12 protein-coding genes are annotated in these 18955 nt (G+C 63.9%); 7 read left to right on the forward strand and 5 right to left on the reverse strand.

All coding sequences use genetic code 11. The annotated features are described in order from the left end of the window. Nucleotides 1–57 precede the first annotated feature (57 nt). From GVL61_RS12590 to GVL61_RS12605, 4 genes are read left to right on the forward strand one after another with little or no spacing between them, the layout of a single operon-like run. The gene (locus GVL61_RS12590; protein WP_159980528.1) at nucleotides 58–5541 is read left to right on the forward strand and encodes an Ig-like domain-containing protein; all 5484 of its coding nucleotides are present in this window, start codon (nucleotides 58–60) and stop codon (nucleotides 5539–5541) included. 38 nt (nucleotides 5542–5579) lie between these two features. After that, on the forward strand, nucleotides 5580–6812 hold the full coding sequence (locus GVL61_RS12595; RefSeq protein WP_235037666.1) for a TolC family protein: 1233 nt from the start codon (nucleotides 5580–5582) through the stop codon (nucleotides 6810–6812). Then, nucleotides 6809–8989, forward strand: a complete 2181-nt coding sequence (locus tag GVL61_RS12600) for a type I secretion system permease/ATPase (RefSeq protein WP_159980530.1) — start codon at nucleotides 6809–6811, stop codon at nucleotides 8987–8989. Before GVL61_RS12595 ends, GVL61_RS12600 begins: the two co-directional genes overlap by 4 nt. Then, on the forward strand, nucleotides 8979–10169 hold the full coding sequence (locus GVL61_RS12605) for an HlyD family efflux transporter periplasmic adaptor subunit (RefSeq protein WP_159980532.1): 1191 nt from the start codon (nucleotides 8979–8981) through the stop codon (nucleotides 10167–10169). The genes GVL61_RS12600 and GVL61_RS12605 overlap by 11 nt, the downstream gene beginning before the upstream one ends. Here the strand turns inward: GVL61_RS12605 and GVL61_RS12610 are convergent. Then, the gene (locus GVL61_RS12610; protein WP_159980534.1) at nucleotides 10166–11692 is read right to left on the reverse strand and encodes an MFS transporter; all 1527 of its coding nucleotides are present in this window, start codon (nucleotides 11690–11692) and stop codon (nucleotides 10166–10168) included. The two genes, GVL61_RS12605 and GVL61_RS12610, sit on opposite strands and share 4 nt — an antisense overlap. A 189-nt stretch (nucleotides 11693–11881) precedes the next feature. Then, on the reverse strand, nucleotides 11882–12460 hold the full coding sequence (locus GVL61_RS12615; RefSeq protein WP_159980536.1) for a TetR/AcrR family transcriptional regulator: 579 nt from the start codon (nucleotides 12458–12460) through the stop codon (nucleotides 11882–11884). Between the two features lie 76 nt (nucleotides 12461–12536). Between GVL61_RS12615 and GVL61_RS12620 the strand changes: the two genes are divergently transcribed. Both GVL61_RS12620 and GVL61_RS12625 read left to right on the forward strand, forming a co-directional pair. Continuing rightward, on the forward strand, nucleotides 12537–13277 hold the full coding sequence (locus GVL61_RS12620) for a siderophore-interacting protein (protein ID WP_159980538.1): 741 nt from the start codon (nucleotides 12537–12539) through the stop codon (nucleotides 13275–13277). Nucleotides 13278–13351: 74 nt separating this feature from the next. Then, nucleotides 13352–14197 carry a hypothetical protein gene (locus tag GVL61_RS12625; protein ID WP_159980540.1) on the forward strand — a complete coding sequence of 282 codons (846 nt, stop codon included), beginning with the start codon at nucleotides 13352–13354 and terminating at the stop codon, nucleotides 14195–14197. A 44-nt stretch (nucleotides 14198–14241) separates the two neighbouring features. On the opposite strand, the gene GVL61_RS12630 is transcribed toward GVL61_RS12625, so the two are convergent. Next, a complete protein-coding gene (locus tag GVL61_RS12630; RefSeq protein ID WP_159980542.1) occupies nucleotides 14242–14940 on the reverse strand; it encodes a pirin family protein in 699 nt (232 codons plus the stop codon). A 114-nt stretch (nucleotides 14941–15054) separates the two neighbouring features. On the opposite strand from GVL61_RS12630, the gene GVL61_RS12635 reads away from it, so the two are divergent. Then, nucleotides 15055–15984, forward strand: a complete 930-nt coding sequence (locus tag GVL61_RS12635) for a LysR family transcriptional regulator (protein WP_159980544.1) — start codon at nucleotides 15055–15057, stop codon at nucleotides 15982–15984. Between the two features lie 10 nt (nucleotides 15985–15994). On the opposite strand, the gene GVL61_RS12640 is transcribed toward GVL61_RS12635, so the two are convergent. Together GVL61_RS12640 and GVL61_RS12645 are read right to left on the reverse strand one after the other, a co-directional pair. Then, the gene (locus GVL61_RS12640) at nucleotides 15995–16891 is read right to left on the reverse strand and encodes a pirin family protein (protein WP_159980546.1); all 897 of its coding nucleotides are present in this window, start codon (nucleotides 16889–16891) and stop codon (nucleotides 15995–15997) included. Between the two features lie 66 nt (nucleotides 16892–16957). Continuing rightward, nucleotides 16958–18694 carry a diguanylate cyclase gene (locus GVL61_RS12645; RefSeq protein ID WP_235037667.1) on the reverse strand — a complete coding sequence of 579 codons (1737 nt, stop codon included), beginning with the start codon at nucleotides 18692–18694 and terminating at the stop codon, nucleotides 16958–16960. Nucleotides 18695–18955 lie beyond the last annotated feature (261 nt).

Here is an 18955-nt window from a genome sequence, read left to right on the forward strand (position 1 = left end):
TTTGCCGTAAAGCGGAAGCGCTCCAATCAAGGTTCGCCTTTCGTGGGAGATCACCAAATGCCTGTCGCGGCCAAGATTTCGTCGACAACCGCCGGTATAAATTCCGCGCCCATACAGGCGGTCGAAGGCACTGTCGCGATTCCCACAGGCGGCAGCGTGGCGCTGAACCTCCCGCCCGCGACGGTCGAGGGCTACACGCGAGAGGGCGCAGACCTGCTGGTGCATCTCAAGTCCGGCGAAGTCGTACGCATCGCGAATTTCTACTTCGACCCCACCAGGGCGTCTCAGTTGCTGTTAGTGCAAGAAGATGAACTTGTGGCGGCCGATGTGAGCCAGGCGGCAAGCGGCAGTCTTTCATCCACCACTTATGTACCGATGGATGCCACTGCCGGTTTCCAGGCGGCTGGAGCAGAAGTCGCAGGTGCTGCCGCCGGGGCCAGCGGGGCGGGATTAGGTGCCGGCGCGATTATTCCGCTTGCGGTCCTTGGCGGTGCCGGCGTGGTGGCTGCAGCGGCGGGTGGTGGAGGTGGAGGAAACGATACCCCCGTCACCCCGCCCGATACCACCTCGCCTAGTGCAGCCACCAAACTTGCGATCAACGCAGCAGGTACCAGCCTGACCGGCAGCGCGGAGGCCGGCGCAACGATTATCGTGGACATCGACGGCAACGGCACGATTGACTATTCGGCAACGGTCGGCGCGAACGGCACCTTCACGGTCATACTTTCCCCGCCGCTCCTGGATGGCGAAACGGTCAGCGTCACGGTTCGGAACGTTGCCGGTAATGTGAGCCCTGCTACCGTCGTGACCGCGCCCGACACCACCGCGCCGCGCCCGGCCGGGGAAGTGGCGATCTCTGCCGATGGGACCAGCCTCACCGGGACCGGTGACCCCGGCAACACAGTAACCGTCGACATAAATGGCGATGAAAAGCCGGACTTCACCGCCGAGATCGGCGCCGGCGGCAATTTTGTCATCCTCTTCACCGTCGCCCTCGACAATGGCCAGAAGATCAGTGTCAGCATTACCGATCCATCCGGCAACACCAGCGCTGCGGTAGTGATCACCGCCCCGGACCTCTCTCCCCCACCGACCACTGCACCTGTAATCGACCCCAGCAACGGCACTCTTTTCACTGGCACCGCGCAGAGCGGAGTTGGGGTCGTTCTTATCGATGCGGCGGGCAATCCTGTCGGCCAGGCCGTCATCGGTGCCGACGGCACATGGTCCATCACGCTGCAAACGCCGCTGCCCGATGGCACTGTAGTCACGGCCGCAGCGATAAACGACCTCGGCGAAGCGGGGCCAGGCGCCACAGTCATCGTAGATGCCCTTGCACCCGCCGCTCCGGTCATCGCGCCTTCGAATGGTACATCGATCAGCGGTATGGCCGAATCCGGCGCGACGGTGCTGCTCTTCGACGTCAACGGCAATCCGATAGGACAGTCCAACGTCGATGCAGGTGGCGCATGGAGTTTCACACTCACCACGCCCCTGACGGATGGAACGGTCGTCTACGCTACGGGTCGCGACGGCGCCGGCAATACCGGCCCTCAGGCCAGTGTCACGATCGATGCCGTGCCGCCGCCTATTCCCACGATCATTCCTTCCAATGGCGCAGCCATATCGGGGACCGCCGAAGCCGGCTCTACGGTGATCCTGACGGACGGCAACGGCAATACCATCGCTCAGGTCACGGCGGACGATCACGGCAACTGGAGCTTCGCCCCGGCTTCACCCTTCGCCGACGGTACAGTGATCAATGCAACTGCGCGCGACGCCGCCGGAAACACCGGCGATCAGGCCAGCGCCACGGTGGACGCCGCGCCTCCTCCCGAGCCCACGATAGCGCCGAGCAATGGCGAAGCGCTGGCCGGCACGGCAGAAGCCGGAGCTACGATCATCCTGACGGATGGCGATGGCAATCCCATCGCCCAGTTCGCGGCGGACGATGACGGCAACTGGAGCTTCTCACCGGCCGTCCCCCTGCCAGATGGCACCGTGGTCAACGCGGTCGCGGCAGATTCAGTCGGCAACGCCAGCCAACCAGCCAGCATCACGGTCGATTCCATCCCCCCCGCAGCTCCGCTCATCGATCCCACAAACGGATCGGTCATATCCGGTTCGGCGGAAACTGGCGCGCTTGTCACCCTTACCGATGGCGATGAAAATGTCATTGGCCAGGCCATTGCAGACGATAACGGCGTCTGGATCTTCACCCCCGGATTCCCGCTGGCCGACGGCACCGTAGTCCATGCCGCCGCGCAGGATGCCACGGGCAACATCGGCGCATCAGCCAGCGCCACGGTAGACGGCGTACCACCGCCGACCCCCACCATAGAACCGACGAACGGGACCATTCTGACGGGCACGGCAGAGCCCGGATCGACGATTAGACTGACCTACGACGATGGCTCCCCGATCGGTGAAGCCACGGTTGACGAAAACGGTGACTGGAGATTTACGCCGGCCCTCCCTTTGCCCGACGGCATCGTAGTCAACGCGCAGGCTCAGGATGCCGCCGGCAATTCCAGCCTCCCGGTCGTAACTACGATCGATGCGGCAGCGCCCGCTGCACCTACGATCGCAGCCAGCAACGGGTCGGCATTTTCCGGCACAGCCGAACCCGATGCGATCGTGACCCTGACGGATGGTAATGGCACCCCCATTGGCCAGACAACTGCGGATGAAAACGGCTTCTGGAGCGTCACGCCGGGATCGCCGCTTGCAGACGGCACCGTCGTCAATGCGTCCGCCCAGGATGCCGCCGGCAACACCGGCCCGCAGACCAGCGTCACGGTGGATGCTTTTCCCCCCGCCCCGCCGCAGATCGACCCTAGCGATGGCACAGAACTTACCGGTAGCGCCGAGGCTGGGGCCCTCCTGATGCTGACCGACGAGGATGGCAATACGCTTGGCCAGGTCACGGTAGGCATTGACGGCAACTGGAACTTCACCCCCACCTCCACTCTGGTCGATGGCTCCACGGTGGTGGCTATCGCCCAGGACGCAGCCGGCAACATAAGCGACCCGTCGAGCAGGGCGATCGATTCCAGCCCTCCCGTCGAACCGACCATCAACCCCACCAACGGCTCAGTGGTTACCGGCACGGCCGAACCAAATTCGACAGTGATTCTGTCCGATGGCACCGGCAACGCATTTGCACGTTCCATCATTCCCAATCTCGGCCTGCCGCTCGGTCAGGTAACCGCAGACGGAGAGGGCAACTGGACCTTCATACCATTGCTGCAATTGCCTGATGGAACGATGGTCATCGCGATTTCGGTCGATGCCGCAGGCAACGTCAGCAATTCCGTTAGCACCACGGTGGACGGCGTGGCGCCGCTCACTCCGACGATCGACCTCACCAATGGCCTCATGCTGGCGGGAACGGCCGATCCGGGCGTCACGATCCAGCTCACCAATGGACTGGGTGCCTCTATCGGCCAGACCACGGCGGACGATGACGGCAATTGGACTTTCACGCCCCTTCTGCAACTAGGCAACGGAACCCTGGTAGACGCCGTTGCGGTAGACGAAGCTGGCAATGTCAGCCCTCCAGCCAGTACCATCGTCGACTCTATCCCACCGGGAATACCCTCAATCCATGATAGCAACGGTGTTATCCTGGCCGGCACAGCCGAACCCGAATCCACCGTCATATTGACCAATGCTCTGGGGGGAACGATCGCCGAATTAGTAACCGACAGCAGCGGCAACTGGAGCTTCACACCCGCAATCCCGTTGGCGAACGGCACGCTCGTCATCGCGGTCGCCCACGATGAAGTGGGGAATATCAGCGCCCCGGCCAACATCACGATCGATTCCATCCCCCCTGGCATCCCGGGATTGCTGCTATCGTCGGGCGGAGACCTGCTCACCATATCGGCCGAACCTGGCAGCCGGGTCGAAATCGTGATCGACGGGGACTCAGCCAATACGATCATCGTCAACATCAGTCTCACAGGCGTATTTATGCTGCCGCTCAGCCCTGCGCTGATCCTGGCCGAGACGATCAGTGCTGCCGCCACCGATGCTGCCGGTAACCGCAGCCCGTCCTCCACCATCGTCGCACCCGACTTAACTCCGCCCACTGTTGAAGTGAGTGAGGCCATCGACGGCTTCGTCAACGCGGCAGAGGCTTCCAACGGCATTCAGGTCGAAGTGGCGCTGCGCCCGACCATGCAGGCCGGCCAAGCGATAATCGCCCATTTCAACGGACAGGGCGGCTATCAGGCACAGGCGACGCATGTGCTCACCTCCAGCGATCTGCTGGCGGGCGCGGTAGTGCTCAGCATCGTCCCGACGGCCGGGCTGGGTGCGTTCCCCGAAGGCGCTGCAACGATCACCGGAAGCGTCGGCAGCGGCGGCTCTTCCTTACCCATCGCCTTCACTGTCGACACTATTGCGCCGCCAACGCCGGTGCTGATGCTGTCCAACAACCTGCTGACAATCTCGACCGCGCCCGGCACGGAACTGACGATCAATACCGTTGCGGGCGGGACCAGGGTCAGCACCTCAGTCACCGCCGACAACAACGGATCGGCAACGCTGGATCTGCTGACCGGTCTTGGTGCGCCTCTTGGCTGGAACCAATTGCTGAACACGCAACTTTCCGTCACCGGTGCGGACCCCGCCGGCAATACCAGTAACGTCACCACGATCGCAGTTGGGCCTAACATCGAGCAGCCGGTAACGGTCGGCAATTTCGCCCTGGACGTCAGCCTTAATCCGCTGAACCCGCGCTTTGGCTTTACCGGTACGACCGAGCCAAATTCGACGGTAGAGGTTCGCCTCATCACCCCGGCCCTAAATCTGGCGTTGCTGCCGGTGGCGGCTGACGGCAGCGGCCATTTCTCAGTCAATCTGCTCTCCACCGCAACGCTGACCCACTTGGGGCTGAACATCACCGACATCCTAAATCTGGGGGCGGAGATATCGTTCGGCGTGGTATCTGTTGACCAGCAGGGCAACGAAAGTGCTGCCTATCTGCTGGACCTCACCCCGAGCGGCCTCTCGCTGAACCTGGGCCAGATCGACGTGAACGGCACCATCGGCGACGATGTGATGGCCGGCACTCCCACTGTCGAGCACATCAACGGCGGAAGCGGTGACGACCTAATTCTCAACGTCGGATCGGGCGATCACGTGGCGGCCGGGCCCGGCGACGACACCATCCAGCTTACCGCTACGAACTTCGTCAGCGTCGACGGGGGAACTGGCTTCGACACGGTGCTGCTCGCAAACGGTATAGACCTCGACTACGGGGTCGGGGTCGGCGCGTTCACCAATGTCGAGCGGATCGATCTGGGCACCGGCGATCCTGGCAGTACGCTGACGCTGACCGCACCTGAAATCACGGCGATCACCGATGCCAACAACGCGCTTCAGATCACGGGCGAAAGCAACGACGTGCTGAGCATCGTCGGTGCGAGCGACACTGGCGCGGCGCAGACGATCAATGGCGTGGTCTACGATGTCTACACATTCGGGGCGAACACCGTGTTGGTTGAGGACAACACCGTACAGGTTCTTGTGTGAAGACGGCGCGTGGCGCGCACAGGCAAAAGTGGCAGACCATGGCGCAAACAGCTCTGCTGATCTTTGCGCCATGGCCCTTGCCCAGCGCCGCCATGACCGTGGAGGAAGCCGTCGCGGCGGGGATCGAGCACCATCCTGAACTTGCCGCGGCCCGGTCGGAAGTGCAGGCAGCGAAAACCGACGTTTCCGTTGCAAAGGCCGGATACCTGCCCTCGGTTTCCGTTTCCGGCGGACCGCAGGACACCACACCGGAAAAATGGGCCTACGAGGTGACGGCGGCGCAGATGGTGCATGACTGGGGCCAGGTCAAAAGCCAGCTTCGCGGCGCCCGAGCATTGCAGCGGCAGGCTCGGGAGGGATGGTTGGTGGCGCGAGATGAGGCCACGCTGGACATCGTCGAGACCTATCTCGACGTCCTGCTGGCCCGCCGCCAGCGCGAGGTAGACCTGGCGCAAATCGCCACGTTGGAGGGTTTCGCTCAGATGACCGGCCTGCGCGCTCAAAGCGGCTATGCCGACCGCAGCGAGCCCGACCGATCGCAACTGGAACTGGCCCGCGCACGTCAGCGACTGGCCAGCGATGAAGGCCAGATCGCCGATGCGGCCGGACAGTTCGAAACACTGGTGGGCACGGCGCCCGACGACCTCGCCGAACCCGCGCCCCGATCCATGATCCTTTCCGTCGCGGGGCAGGACATGGGTCCGCTGATCGACGCCGCCCCGCTGTACCGCAAGCTGGTGGAAGATACGCAATATGCCCGCGCGCAGTTTGATGAGACCCGGTCGTCGATCCTGCCACGCGTCAACGTCGAAGCGACGGCGCTCAGCCGCGAGATCGGCGGACGGATGCAAAGCGACGCGATCCTGGCGCTGCGCCTGCGGATGAACCCGATACGGGGCTTTTCCAGTTTCGACAGAATAGCCGGCGCCCGCGAACGTGTCGACGCCGCGCAGTGGAAAGAAAACGCAGCGCGGCGCGATATCGAACGACGCCTGCGAAACCTGATGACTAACGGCACCGCGCTGGTGCAGCAGGAGCGCGCGCTTGAAAGCCAGGTCGCTGGCGCGGACGAGCTTGGCAGCCTCTACCGCGAACAGTTCGAGGTCGGGCGGCGCGACATCGTCGATCTGATCACCATCCAGCGTGAGCACTACGATGCCCGGCGCTCGCTGAACGAGGTCCACCTGCAACTGATACGCATCCAGTACCAGATCGCAGCGCAGCTAGGTCGTCTGGCCGACCTTGTCGAATTGGGAGGCGAACAACCATGAGCGCAGCAGTCGATACTGGCCGCAAAGTTCTCCTGCGTGACCGCGATCCGCTGCGTGAGGGGCTGGTTCTGCTCGCCGGAACCCTTGGGCGCCATACCAGCGCCAGCGAACTGGGCGACGGGCTGCCGCTCGTCGACGGGCTGCTTCCGGTCGACATGGTCGCACGCTCGATGCGGCGGATCGACGTCGCCGCTCAGGTTCGCCGTTCGGACCTTGCCATACCCGGCTATCTGCTGCCCGCGCTCCTGCTTCTGCATGACGGTGAAAGCGCGGTCCTCACCGCGCTCGACGGAAACAGCGCAACCCTGCGCGTCCCCCGCGTGGACGGCGGGGTGCAGAAGATAGCGCTGGCGGACCTCGCGGCGCTTCATTCGGGTCTGACGGTATTCGCCAAGGCCCGCTTCCGCCCGGAGGATCGGGCTGGCGGGCCGGGCTCGGCGTTCGGGCCAGCGACTACCGGGCGACACTGGTTCTTCGGTGCACTGAGGCGCTATCGCAATGCCTATCTCGAAGTCGCGCTCGGGGCGATGATGGCGAACCTGCTGGCGATAGGATCGGCCCTTTTCGCAATGCAGGTCTACGACCGCGTTGTGCCCAATTCCGCATTCGACACACTATGGATTCTGGCTAGCGGAGTCGCGCTTGCCATCATCTTCGAGGCGGGCCTGCGCCACATGCGCGGCCATTTGCTCGATACGATGGGCAAGAGCCTTGACCTCACACTCTCCACGCAGCTGTTTGCCCGCGTGCTGCAAACGCGGCTTTCCGGCCGTCCCGCCTCGCTCGGCGCCTTCACCAGCCAGATCCGCGAATTCGAGGGCGTCCGCGAATTCTTCACTTCTTCCAGCGCGGCAATCGCCAGCGACTTGCCCTTCACCCTGATATTCCTGGCCGTGATTGCTCTGATCGGCGGCGAAGTCGTAGTTGTGCCGGTTGCCGGGATCGTATTGATGATCCTGCCTAGTCTGGTCATGCAGCGCCGCCTCGCCGCACTTTCGCGCCAGAACCTCCACGAAGGAGCGATCAAGAACAGCATTTTGATCGAGGCGGTCGAGAACCTCGAAGCCATTAAGGCCGGGCGCGGCGAAGGGCGCGCGATGATGCTGTGGGAAGCGCTGACTGCCCAACTCGCGGAAACCGCAAAGCGGACGCATTCGCTGGCCAGCGGACTTACTTACGGCGCGGCGATGGTGCAGCAGCTGTGCTACGTCGGCGTCGTTGCATTTGGCGTGTACCGGATCAGCGAAGGCGCAATGACTGTCGGCGCGCTGATAGCCTGTTCTCTGCTGGCTGCGCGTGCAATCGCACCCGTGACGCAGGCGGCCGGGATACTCGCCCGGTGGCAACATACGCGGGTCGCCCTCGAAGGGCTTGACCAGTTGATGGCCGCGCCCGTCGAACGACCTGAAAACCGTGCATTCGTTCGCGCCGAGCGGCTGCGCGGCCGTTTCGAGGTTCAGGACCTCGTGATGCGATATGCCGACGAAGGCCCGGCGGTAGTAAACGTCGCGGCGCTGTCCATACGGGCCAGCGAGAAAATCGCTATCCTCGGGGGCAACGGTGCGGGGAAATCGACGCTGCTGCGGCTGCTCTCAGGGTTGGGCGACGCCACTTCGGGCAGCGTAATGCTGGACGGCATGAGCCTGCCCCAGATCGACCCCTCTGACCGCCGCTCCGCCATCGGCTTCCTGCCGCAGGACGTCGCGTTGATGCACGGCACCTTGCGCGAAAATCTCAACCTGGAAGGCCGCGCAATGGATGACGCGGACATGTATTCGGCGCTCGATGACGTGGGACTGGGGCGGTTCGTGCGCGCCAATCCACTGGGGCTCGACATGCCGCTGCTGGGCAGCCGTAGCCTGTCAGGCGGGCAGCGGCAGGCGGTGGGACTGGCCCGCGTGATCCTGCAAGACCCACCGATCGTCCTGTTAGACGAGCCAACCGCCTCGTTCGATCAGGCCAACGAGGAACATGTCGTCTCCCGCCTGCAGACCTGGATGGGAGAGCGCACCTTGGTGCTGACTACGCACAAGCGCACGATGCTCAGCCTCGTGCAGCGCATTGTCGTGATGCGCGACGGCGCCGTGGTGATGGACGGCCCGGTAGAAGGCATGGTGTCGGGTAACCAGGTCAAGGCACCGCCACGGACAGCTAGTGGGGGCGCACATGGCGGTTGATGGCATTTCCGCGCAGGGGCTGCGCCGTGAACTCGACGATCCATTTCGGACCACCGCGCATCCACTCTACCGGCCTCTTCTGTGGGCGGTGCTGGCCTGTATCGCAGTGGCCGTTGCTTGGGCAGCGCTGGCCCGCATCGACGAAGTGACACGAGGTGAAGGGCGCGTGGTGCCAGTCAGCCGGATGCAAAAGATCCAGAGCTTGGAAGGCGGCATTCTGGGTGACCTCCTGGTGCGTGAAGGTGACTTGGTGCGGCGCGGCCAACCGCTGGTCCGGCTGGACCGCACGCATTTCCAGACTTCCTATGAGGAGTCTGCCAACCAGGCCACCGTACTCAAGGCAGCAATTGCCCGCCTCCAGTCGGAAGTGCTGGGCAAGGGCGCGATCACTTTCCCGCCGGAGGTTCCGGCCGACAGTTCGGTCGCCCGATCTGAGCGTGAGTTGTTCGCCTCGCGCCGCAGCAAGCTGGAGGAAGGCCGCAGTACCCTGCACCAACAGATGCGCATCGCACAGGGACAGCTTGCCATCGTCCAGCCCCTGACCGCGCGCAAGGTGGTGAGCGAGATGGAGGCCCTCAAGCTGCAGCAGGATATCGCGACCTACAATGGCAAGCTGGTCGAACTGGAAAATACCTACGCGCAGGAAGCCTATACCGAACTGGCGAACAAGCAGGCGGAATTGAGCGCGATCACGCCAATCGTGAAACAGCGCAGCGATCAGTTGCGCCGTACCGAAATCCGCTCACCCGTACACGGGAGGGTAAACACCGTGCTGATCAACACGCGCGGCGGTGTGGTGCAGCCGGGTGAACCGATCATGGAAGTTACGCCGATGGAAGACCGCCTGCTGATCGAAGCACGCATCCGCCCGCGCGACGTCGCCTTCATCGTCCCTGGCATGCCGGCCAAGGTCAAGATAACTGCCTACGACTACACGATCTACGGCGACCTAAACGGCAAGGTCGAACGGATCGGCGCCGACACCATCGAGGAAGAGACTGTGCGCGGGAAGGAGGCCTATTATCAGGTCCTCATCCGCACCGACGGCGCAAACCTGATCCGCGACGGCAAGCCGCTGCCGATCATCCCGGGCATGGTGGCCGAAGTGGACATCCTCAACGGCAAGCGCAGCGTGCTCAACTACCTGCTGCGCCCGATCCTCAAGGCGCGGCTGCATTAAGCGGCCGAACGTTTCCCCTCGCCCGCTTCTGTCTCCGCGTGGCCGCTGATCTCGGCACCAGCGTCGGGTGCGAAGCGCAGGTTCCATAGCGTGGCGGTCAGCGATATCGCCGTGACCACCCAGAACGCCGCGGAGAAATCGCCCATAGTCGGGGCCGCGTTGCCGTTGACTACCATCGCCAGATGCAGTGCCACCGCCGCCACGCAGATGCCCAGCGACAGCATCAGCTGCTGGAAAGTGGAGTAGAACGCTGTGGCGCTGCTCATATGTTGCTTGTCGACGCCCGCGTAAGCGATGGTGTTGTATGCGGTAAACTGAAACGACATGAAAAAGCCCGAGAAGGCCAGCACGCAGAACATCGCCCATACCGGCCAGGACGCGCTGAACAGCCCGCAGACAGCATAGCCCGCGGTGGCGATCACGCCGTTCCAGATCAGGGCACGGCGAAAGCCGAAACGGCGTAGCACACGCTGCGCCATGCTTTTCATGGCAAGCGAGCCGATGGCGGTCGCCACGGTGATCGTACCGCTGCGCGCCGCCGAAAAGCCAAGACCAACCTGCATCATCAATGGCAGGAGGAAGGGCTGCGCGCCTTGGGTGATACGGGTGATCGAACCCGCGATCACGGCGAGGCGGAACGTCTCGTCCTTGAGCAGACCGAGGTCCAGGATCGCGCCGACGCGGCCGCGCGCATGGTGAATGTAGAACACGCCCGCAATCACGCCGATCGCGACCAAAGTAGCCGCGGTGCGCCCTTCGTCGGGCCGACTGACCATCTCGAAGCCGAACAACAGACAGCCCAGAGAGATACCACTGAGAACAAAACCCTGGGTATCGAAACGGGGCGGCTCGTCCTCACGGATATTGGCGATGAAACGGCCCACCAGCCAGAAGCCGAGCGCGCCCACCGGCAGGTTGATGTAGAAAATCCAGCGCCAGTCGAGATACGTTACGATGAAGCCGCCCAGCGGCGGCCCCACGATCGGGCCGATCAGGGCTGGCACCAGCAGCCATGACATCGCATTCACCATGTCGCGCTTGGCGACCGAGCGTAGCAGCACCAGCCTGCCAACCGGGATCATCATGGCACCGCCGATGCCCTGTATGAAGCGCGAGACGACGATCGTTTCCAGCGTCGGGGATTGGCCGCAGGCAAGGCTGCCCAGCATGAAAAGCAGGATGGCGCTGCGGAATACGGTGCGCGATCCGAAGCGGTCCGCCAGCACACCCGATGCGGGAATGAAGATCGCCAGGGCCAGAAGGTATGATGTCAGCGCGACGCTCATTTCCTGAGGGCGGACGCCGAAATCGCGTGCCATGGTCGGCAGAGCGGTAGCCAGCACGGTGGCGTCCACAAACTCCATGAACAGCGCAGAAGCAATGATGAGCGCGACCAGCCTGTAGTTCGCCCCAGATTCGGGCGGCCCGAGATCCTCCGTGCGGGCAAGTGAGCCGGCCGCCGGGACGATTCCGTCGCGTACTTCGGCATTGACCGAGGCGATGCCGCGCCGACGCGGCCTCATCTTTGGGCCTCTGCGGCGTGGGCTGAAAGATACATGGTCTGCTTCCCGGTTCGAGAATTCTAACATCCGCTCCCAAACCGGGCGGTCCATCTGCGTGGGCGCGCCGCAGGACCCATATAGGCGCGTCCGTCCGCATTGGAACCCTTGCGTCTCTCTCGTACTCGCAGGTCGGGCATCGGCCTTTGCACTCTACGCCTCGATTTCGACGCAGCGTGCCAGTGCAAGCCGCATGAGATCGCCGGCTGTGGGATGCGTCATGAACGTCAGTGCCGGGGCATAGGCAATTTCGTGAAGCAGGGCGCCGGCCGTCTCGGCATCAGCGCCGAGGCCGGGAAGGCGCAGGACGGCGCGCTCCCCCAGATTCCGCCAGTGCCGCAACAGGATTTCGCGCTGGAGCGCCAGCGACGGAGCGCCCTGCCCAGCAAGCCGTGCATGTTCGAGGATGGTCAGCGACCAGATGCCGCTGCGCGAGCGGGTGTCCGCCCATTCCGCCAGCAGTTCGACCACGGCCTGCCCATTCCGCGCGGCGTCGATCTTCGCCACTAGCAGGTCGAGACTCTGCTGACCCTGCTGATCGAGCACGGCGAGGAAGATCGCTTCCTTGGATTCGAAGTTGGAATAGACCGCGCCCTTGCTGAAGCCCGCATGGTCCGCGATGCGATCGACCGAGGTCGCGGCATAGCCATGCCTGCCGAACAGTTCCACCGCTGCCTGCAACAGCCGCTCACGCGTTTGCGCTCGTCGTTCTTCACGCGTCATCCGCGCCATGGTGCCCTCACTTGCCTGTTGACCTCGAAATACCCGATGGTATCTAAATAATCAACGGTATCCCAAGGAGTCACCCATGGAACATCAGATCACCCGCGTTCGCCACGAACTGCGCCGCCGTACCCTGACGGTGCGCCGCACCGAAAGCGTCACGCCGGGGATGCTGCGCCTGTGGCTGGGCGGCGAGGAATTGGCCGGGTTCACCAGCCTTGGCGCCGACGATCACGTGAAACTCTTCGTCCCTGGATCGGACGAAAAGGCCGAAATGCGCGACTATACCCCGCGTCGCTATGACGCCGATGCCAACGAACTGGCGGTGGACTTCGCCCTTCACGATGCAGGCCCGGCAACCAACTGGGCGCGCGGCGCGGCCGTGGGCGACACCATAGAGATCGGCGGCCCCCGCGGCTCGATGGTGGTTTCGCCGGACTTCGACTGGTGGCTGCTGATCGGCGACGAGACCGCGCTGCCCGCCATCGGCCGGCGGATCGAAGAACTGCCTGCCGGAACCGTCGTCACCAGCCTCGTCGCGGTTGCAGGGCTGGAGGAAGAACAGGCCATCACCGCCTCGGCTGCCCATAGCGCCCTGTGGGTGCATCGGCCGCTGGAGCATGCCGACGATGCCGCGCCGCTGCTCAAAGCGCTTTCGGCCATGACCCTGCCTGACGGTGACGGCTTCGTCTGGATCGCAGCCGAAGCACGCGTCGCGCGGGCCTTGCGTCAGCATGTCGTCGAGGAGATGGGCCACCCGCTGCAATGGCTCAAGGCTGGCGGCTACTGGGTCAAGGGAGAGGCCGACGCCCACGAGAAACTCTAAGGCGCGGGCGCGGCATGCCACATTAGCGTAGCATGCCCGCCGTAAATGCCACTGCGACAACGAGGGCCCTTTTCATGAACCGGTTGGTATTTTGCGCGATCAGCCTGTCCGTACTGGTCGGCACACCCGCCGCCCGAGCCCAGTCGACCGCTTCCGCAGAGGCCCCCTCACCGCCGCCCGCCGCCGTCGCGATGCGCATGACCGCAGTGGAAGCGCATCAAGGTGCCGCATCGGACGGCACGTACATATACGCAATCGACAACGACCGCATCGGCAAATACCGCATCGCCACGGGCGCGAAGATTACGCAGTGGCAGGGTGAGCGACGATTGTTTCCTCACATGAACAGCTGCACCGTGGTCAAGACCGAACTGGTATGCGCCGCCTCCAACTACCCCGCAGTGCCGCAGACCAGCGCGGTGGAGGTGTTCGACACCCGCACACTCAAGCACATCCGCAGCGTCAGTCTGGGCTTCGGCCCCGGATCGCTGACGGTGATGGATCGCCATGACGGGAAGTGGTGGGCGGTCTTCGCCAACTACGAAGGCAAGGGAGGCCAACCCGGCCGTGACTATCGCCAGACCATGCTGGTGCGCATGGACGACCAGTTCCGCGCCGAGGCAAGCTGGGCATTCCCCGAGGAAGTACTCACCCGCATGGCGCCCAAGAGCTGCTCGGGCCTTAGTTGGGGCGGCGACGGCCTCATTTACGCCACCGGGCACGACCGCCCCGAAGTCTACGCACTGAGGCTGCCCGAAGCAGGGTCGCGGCTCGAACTGGTGGAAACGCTCGGCATCTCGACACCCGGACAGGCGATCGACTGGGACCCCAAAGTAGCGCGCCGACTCTGGTCGATCGGCCGGGGTGCGAACGAGGTGGTTGCCAGCGACATGCCCGCAGTAGTCGACCCGCACCAATAGAAAAACCATGCCGCCCTTTCAGAGCGGCATGGTTCCATTTCAGGTCAGGCGGCATCGACCAGGACGATCTCGCTATCCTCGATCGCGGTGACCCGCAGCACGTCGAGATCACTGATCGCTGCCCCGTCGCGCGCATTGACGCGCACGTCGTCAATCGTGACAGCCCCGGTGGCCGGCACCAGATAGCCTTTGCGGTCCTTGCCGAGGGGATACTCCGCCGTTTCGCCCGCCTTCAGCGTGGCGGCGACGATACGAGCATCGGTGCGGATCGGCAGGGCGTCGTTGTCGTTCTCGTATCCCGAAGCGAGGGTCACGAATTTACCCGAGCGCTCACCCTTCGGGAATGGCTTGGCGCCCCATGCCGGTGCATCGCCGGTGTGGGTGGGGATGATCCAGATCTGGAAGATGCGCGTGGCGACGTCTTCCAGGTTGTATTCCGAGTGGCGAACGCCGGTTCCTGCAGACATCACCTGCACGTCGCCCGCTTCGGTACGGCCCTTGTTGCCAAGGCTGTCCTCATGGGTGATCGCGCCTTCGCGAACGTAGGTGATGATCTCCATGTCCCGGTGCGGGTGCGGTGGGAAGCCGGTTTTCGGCGCGATGGTATCGTCGTTCCAGACCCGCAGGTTGCCCCAGTTGACGCGTGAGGGATCGTGGTAGTCGGCGAAGGAAAAGTGGTGCCTGGCATCCAGCCAGCCGTGGTTTGCGCCGCCGAGGCTGTCGAAGGGACGAAGTTCGATCATGGTGAGTCTCCGGTGGAGGGACGTATCTCGCGTCCCGTTGAGCCCTGTCTAGACTCCGCTGGCTTTCTCGATCAGAGAGATAAAGTAGCGCAGTTTGTTCGAGGAAATAGAAAAGTGAGCAATCCCGGAACCCCCACCCTGGATCAGCTGCGCATCCTGCTGGCGATCGTCGACACCGGCAGTTTCGCCGCTGCCGGGCGCAAGCTCAATCGTGCAGTTTCGGTCATCAGTTATGGCATCGCCAATCTCGAATCGCAGCTGGGCCTGACCCTGTTCGAGCGCGAAGGCACCCGCAAGCCCAAGCTGACGGTCGCTGGGCGCGCGGTTCTGGCCGAGGCCCGCAGCGTGGCTCAGGGGATCGACGGCCTGCGCGCAACAGTGAAAGGCCTGCTCGACGGGCTAGAGGCCGAAGTCGACCTTGCGGTCGACGTCATGCTGCCTGCCGAGCGGCTCGGGCAGGTTCTGCGCGATTTCGCGGCCCGCTTCCCGACCGTCCAATTACGCCTCCATGTCGAGGCGCTGGGCGCGGTGACTGCCATGGTACTCGACGGGTCGAGCGTGATCGGCCTTTCCGGGCCGCTATCCGCCGGGGTCGAGGGGATCGAGAGCCGGCTGGCAGGGTCCGTGCCGATGGTCCCGGTTGCCGCTCCCGATCACCCGCTCGGCCAGATGACACTGATCCCGCCGGGCGCTGGGCGCGAACACATCCAGTTGGTACTGACCGACCGTTCGCGCTTCACCGAGGGGCAGGACTATTCAGTGGCCAGCCCCAAGACCTGGCGCCTCGCTGACCTTGGCGCCAAACATGCGCTGCTGCGGCAGGGCATCGGCTGGGGCAACATGCCGCTGCAGATGATCGAGGGCGACCTTATGGCGGGCACACTCGTCCGGCTCGTCATGCCCGATCACGTCGGCGGCACTTATCGGTTTTCCGGCATCTGGCGCCGCGACACGCCGCCGGGCCCGGCGGGTTCGTGGCTGCTCGATCGGTTCGTTACGCTCGGTTCGCACGACCTCGAACTGGAGGAAATGGCCGATATCTGACTTCAGGCAATCATGACATCGCCGGCGGCGGTTTCAGGAAGGGATCGTCGGGCAAGGGGATGAATTCCCGATCATCGGCATCGGGCAGTTTCATACGGCCCGCCTGCCAGTCGGCAGCGGCCTGCCGTAGCCGGTCCTTCGAGGACGAAACGAAGTTCCAGTAGAGAAAGCGTTCGCCCACCGGCTCGCCGCCCAGCACCATAACCGTCGAATGCTCGGCCGCCGTCATCCGTGAGGCGTCCGCGCCAAGGACGAGCATCTGTCCTGCCCCGTACCGCTGTCCGTCCAGTTCGACTGCCCCGGTCGCGATATAGACCGCCCGCTCGGCATGGCCGACAGGGATTTCCGCCTGCGCGCCGGAGTCCATGTCGAGGTGGGCGTAGAATAGCGGCGAATGCGTGCGCGCGCTGGCGGTGAGGCCGTAAGCGCTGCCTGCGATCAACTGGCCACGGACCCCGCCATCGCTCCACTGCGGCAGGTCGTCTCCGGCGTGGTGCGAGAAGGACGGCGCGGTTTCCTCGTCGCCATCGGGTAAGGCCACCCATGCCTGGATGCCGTGCAGGTGATCGCCCATACTGCGCGCCTTCTCGAAACGCTCGCTATGGGTGATGCCGCTGCCCGCGGTCATCCAGTTCACTTCCTGAGGCCTGATCGCCTGATGCGAGCCGACGCTGTCACGGTGAACGATCTCGCCCGAAAACAGGTACGTCACGGTCGACAGGCCAATATGCGGATGCGGGCGCACGTCCAGGCTTCTCGGCGCTCCGGCCGCCACGTCCAGCGGTCCCATGTGGTCGAAGAACACGAACGGCCCCACCATCCGCCGCTTCGCGAAAGGCAGTACGCGGCCGACATCGAGCCCTCCGCCAAGGCTGCGCCGACGCTGCTCTATCACCATTTCGATCATCGCTCCGTTCATAGTGCAGGAGCGAGGGAGGTGCCATGCGAAATCGACCCCGCGGGGTCGCCCTGCTTACGCCGCGCCAGCGGACTGGTTCCTGCCCAACTGCTTGGCGCGGTAGAGGGCTTCATCCGCTTTCTTCATCGCGTCGTCGCCGTTCTGTCCGGGAACGAGGCGCGCGATGCCCACGCTCACCGTCGTGCGAATAACCGCGCCCGATGCGTCCTGCACGGCTGTCTGTTCAAAGCGCTTGCGCACTCGCTCACACACCAGGTGCGCCTGATCGCTGGCCATTCCGCCAAGGATCACGGCGAATTCCTCGCCTCCCAGTCGGGCGATCAGATCGCCTTCGCGCATACTGGAGCGCAGGATGGCGACGAAGCGGGCGAGCACGAGATCGCCCGCCATGTGCCCGTAACGATCGTTGATCTGCTTGAAGTGGTCGAGGTCGAACACGGCCAGACAACCCAATACTTCGGCGGAAGCGACCGAGGCGAGCAGCGCCGACAGCGTTTCGTCGAAGGCTCGCCTGTTGTGGGCACCGGTCAGCGGATCGGTCATCGCCTTGCGGGTGAGGTCTTCCATGAGTTTGCGCCGCCCGGTCACCTCGCGGACGATGCTTACTGTGCCCATCACCCGGCCGTGGTCGTCTATCGTCGCGCGCATGTGGCTTTCGACCCAGACCATCGCGCCGTCCTTCCGGATCACCCGGTACTCGGCGATGGCGGTCTCATCCGGATTGGCGAGCGCGCGGCGGCGCGTCTCCAGGATACCGGGCAGATCTTCGGGCGAAAGGAGGCGGAACATTACCCCATCGGTCAGTTCTTCGGGACGATAACCCCAGACGCGCTCGGTCGCGGGCGAAACATAGCGCAGCGTACCATCCAGCCCCAGCCGAATAATGATGTCGCTTGAGCGATCGAGGACCAGGCGGTGCAATGCGTCGACGGCGTGTAACCTGTCGAGCGTCCGGCGCCGGGTCCGCAATTCGGCCGCGAGCGGCAGCAGGATGAGCACGATCGAGGCGAAGTATATCTGCAGGACCTGCAACTTCAGTGCCATGCTGACATGCAGCAGCGTCGTCGGGCCATAACCAGCGAGAGAGAACGATAGCCCAATCGTCAGCAGAATAACAATTGAGGCGACCGCGCCGAACCGCCCGAGCCTGACCGTGGCCGCGATCATCGGCAGGAACGGCACCATCACCACCGGAATCCGGTTCTGCCCGAAAGTGAGCAACGATGCGGCGGCGACCAGCACCAACAGGCCGAAAGCTTCCCACAGCCGCGATTGTCCGGCAGATGCGAGCCACTGGCGCGCCTGCCCGCGTAAGGTCAACAGCAGGGGCGGCGCGAACGCCACGAGACCCAAAGCGTGGCCGGCATACCAGTCCCGCCAGGCCGCGCCATAGGGAATGCCCCGCGCCACCAGCGCACAAAGCGCTCCCATCAAGGCCGAGCAGGCGGGAACCAGCACGCCGGCCACGGCAAGGAAACAGGCCACTTCGGGCACCGACTGGAAACGCCCGAAACGCGGGAACAGTCGCTTCATCAGCCATGCCGCCGCATAACCCTCGGCGATGCATACCAATGGCAGCGGAACCGCGACAACGCCCTGCAGGCCGAACAGAAACGATGCCAGGAGGCCAGCCGGCACGCATGCCAGCGTAATCCCCGTCCAGCGTCGACGCGGCGTGGCGCTCAATTTCGCGAACAGAACCGCCCCGGCCAGCCACACTGTTGCCACACCGCCGTCGAAGCGCGTCAATTGCAGCGCAGCCGATGCGCTTACGAAATAGACCGCCGCCATCAGGACAGCTTCGCGCAAGGCAAGAGCAGATCGTCGAAGGGCGAAACGCGGCATCGTCCATCGATACGTATAGAGGGTTAGAATAACGTAAACCCCGCAGTTTCGTCAGGCGATATTCGACTTGTCGCCGACGTGGCCGGAACGCCCTCCAAGGCTCTCATTACGTGCGATTTTGCACGTTTGAGCCCGTAAGCCGACGCGAATGGTCATTTGCGTTGACGAGCGGGCATATAATGTGCTGGTAACTAATGCTCGTCCGAC

Source organism: Novosphingobium sp. 18050 (genome assembly GCF_902706195.1).
Classification (GTDB): domain Bacteria; phylum Pseudomonadota; class Alphaproteobacteria; order Sphingomonadales; family Sphingomonadaceae; genus Novosphingobium.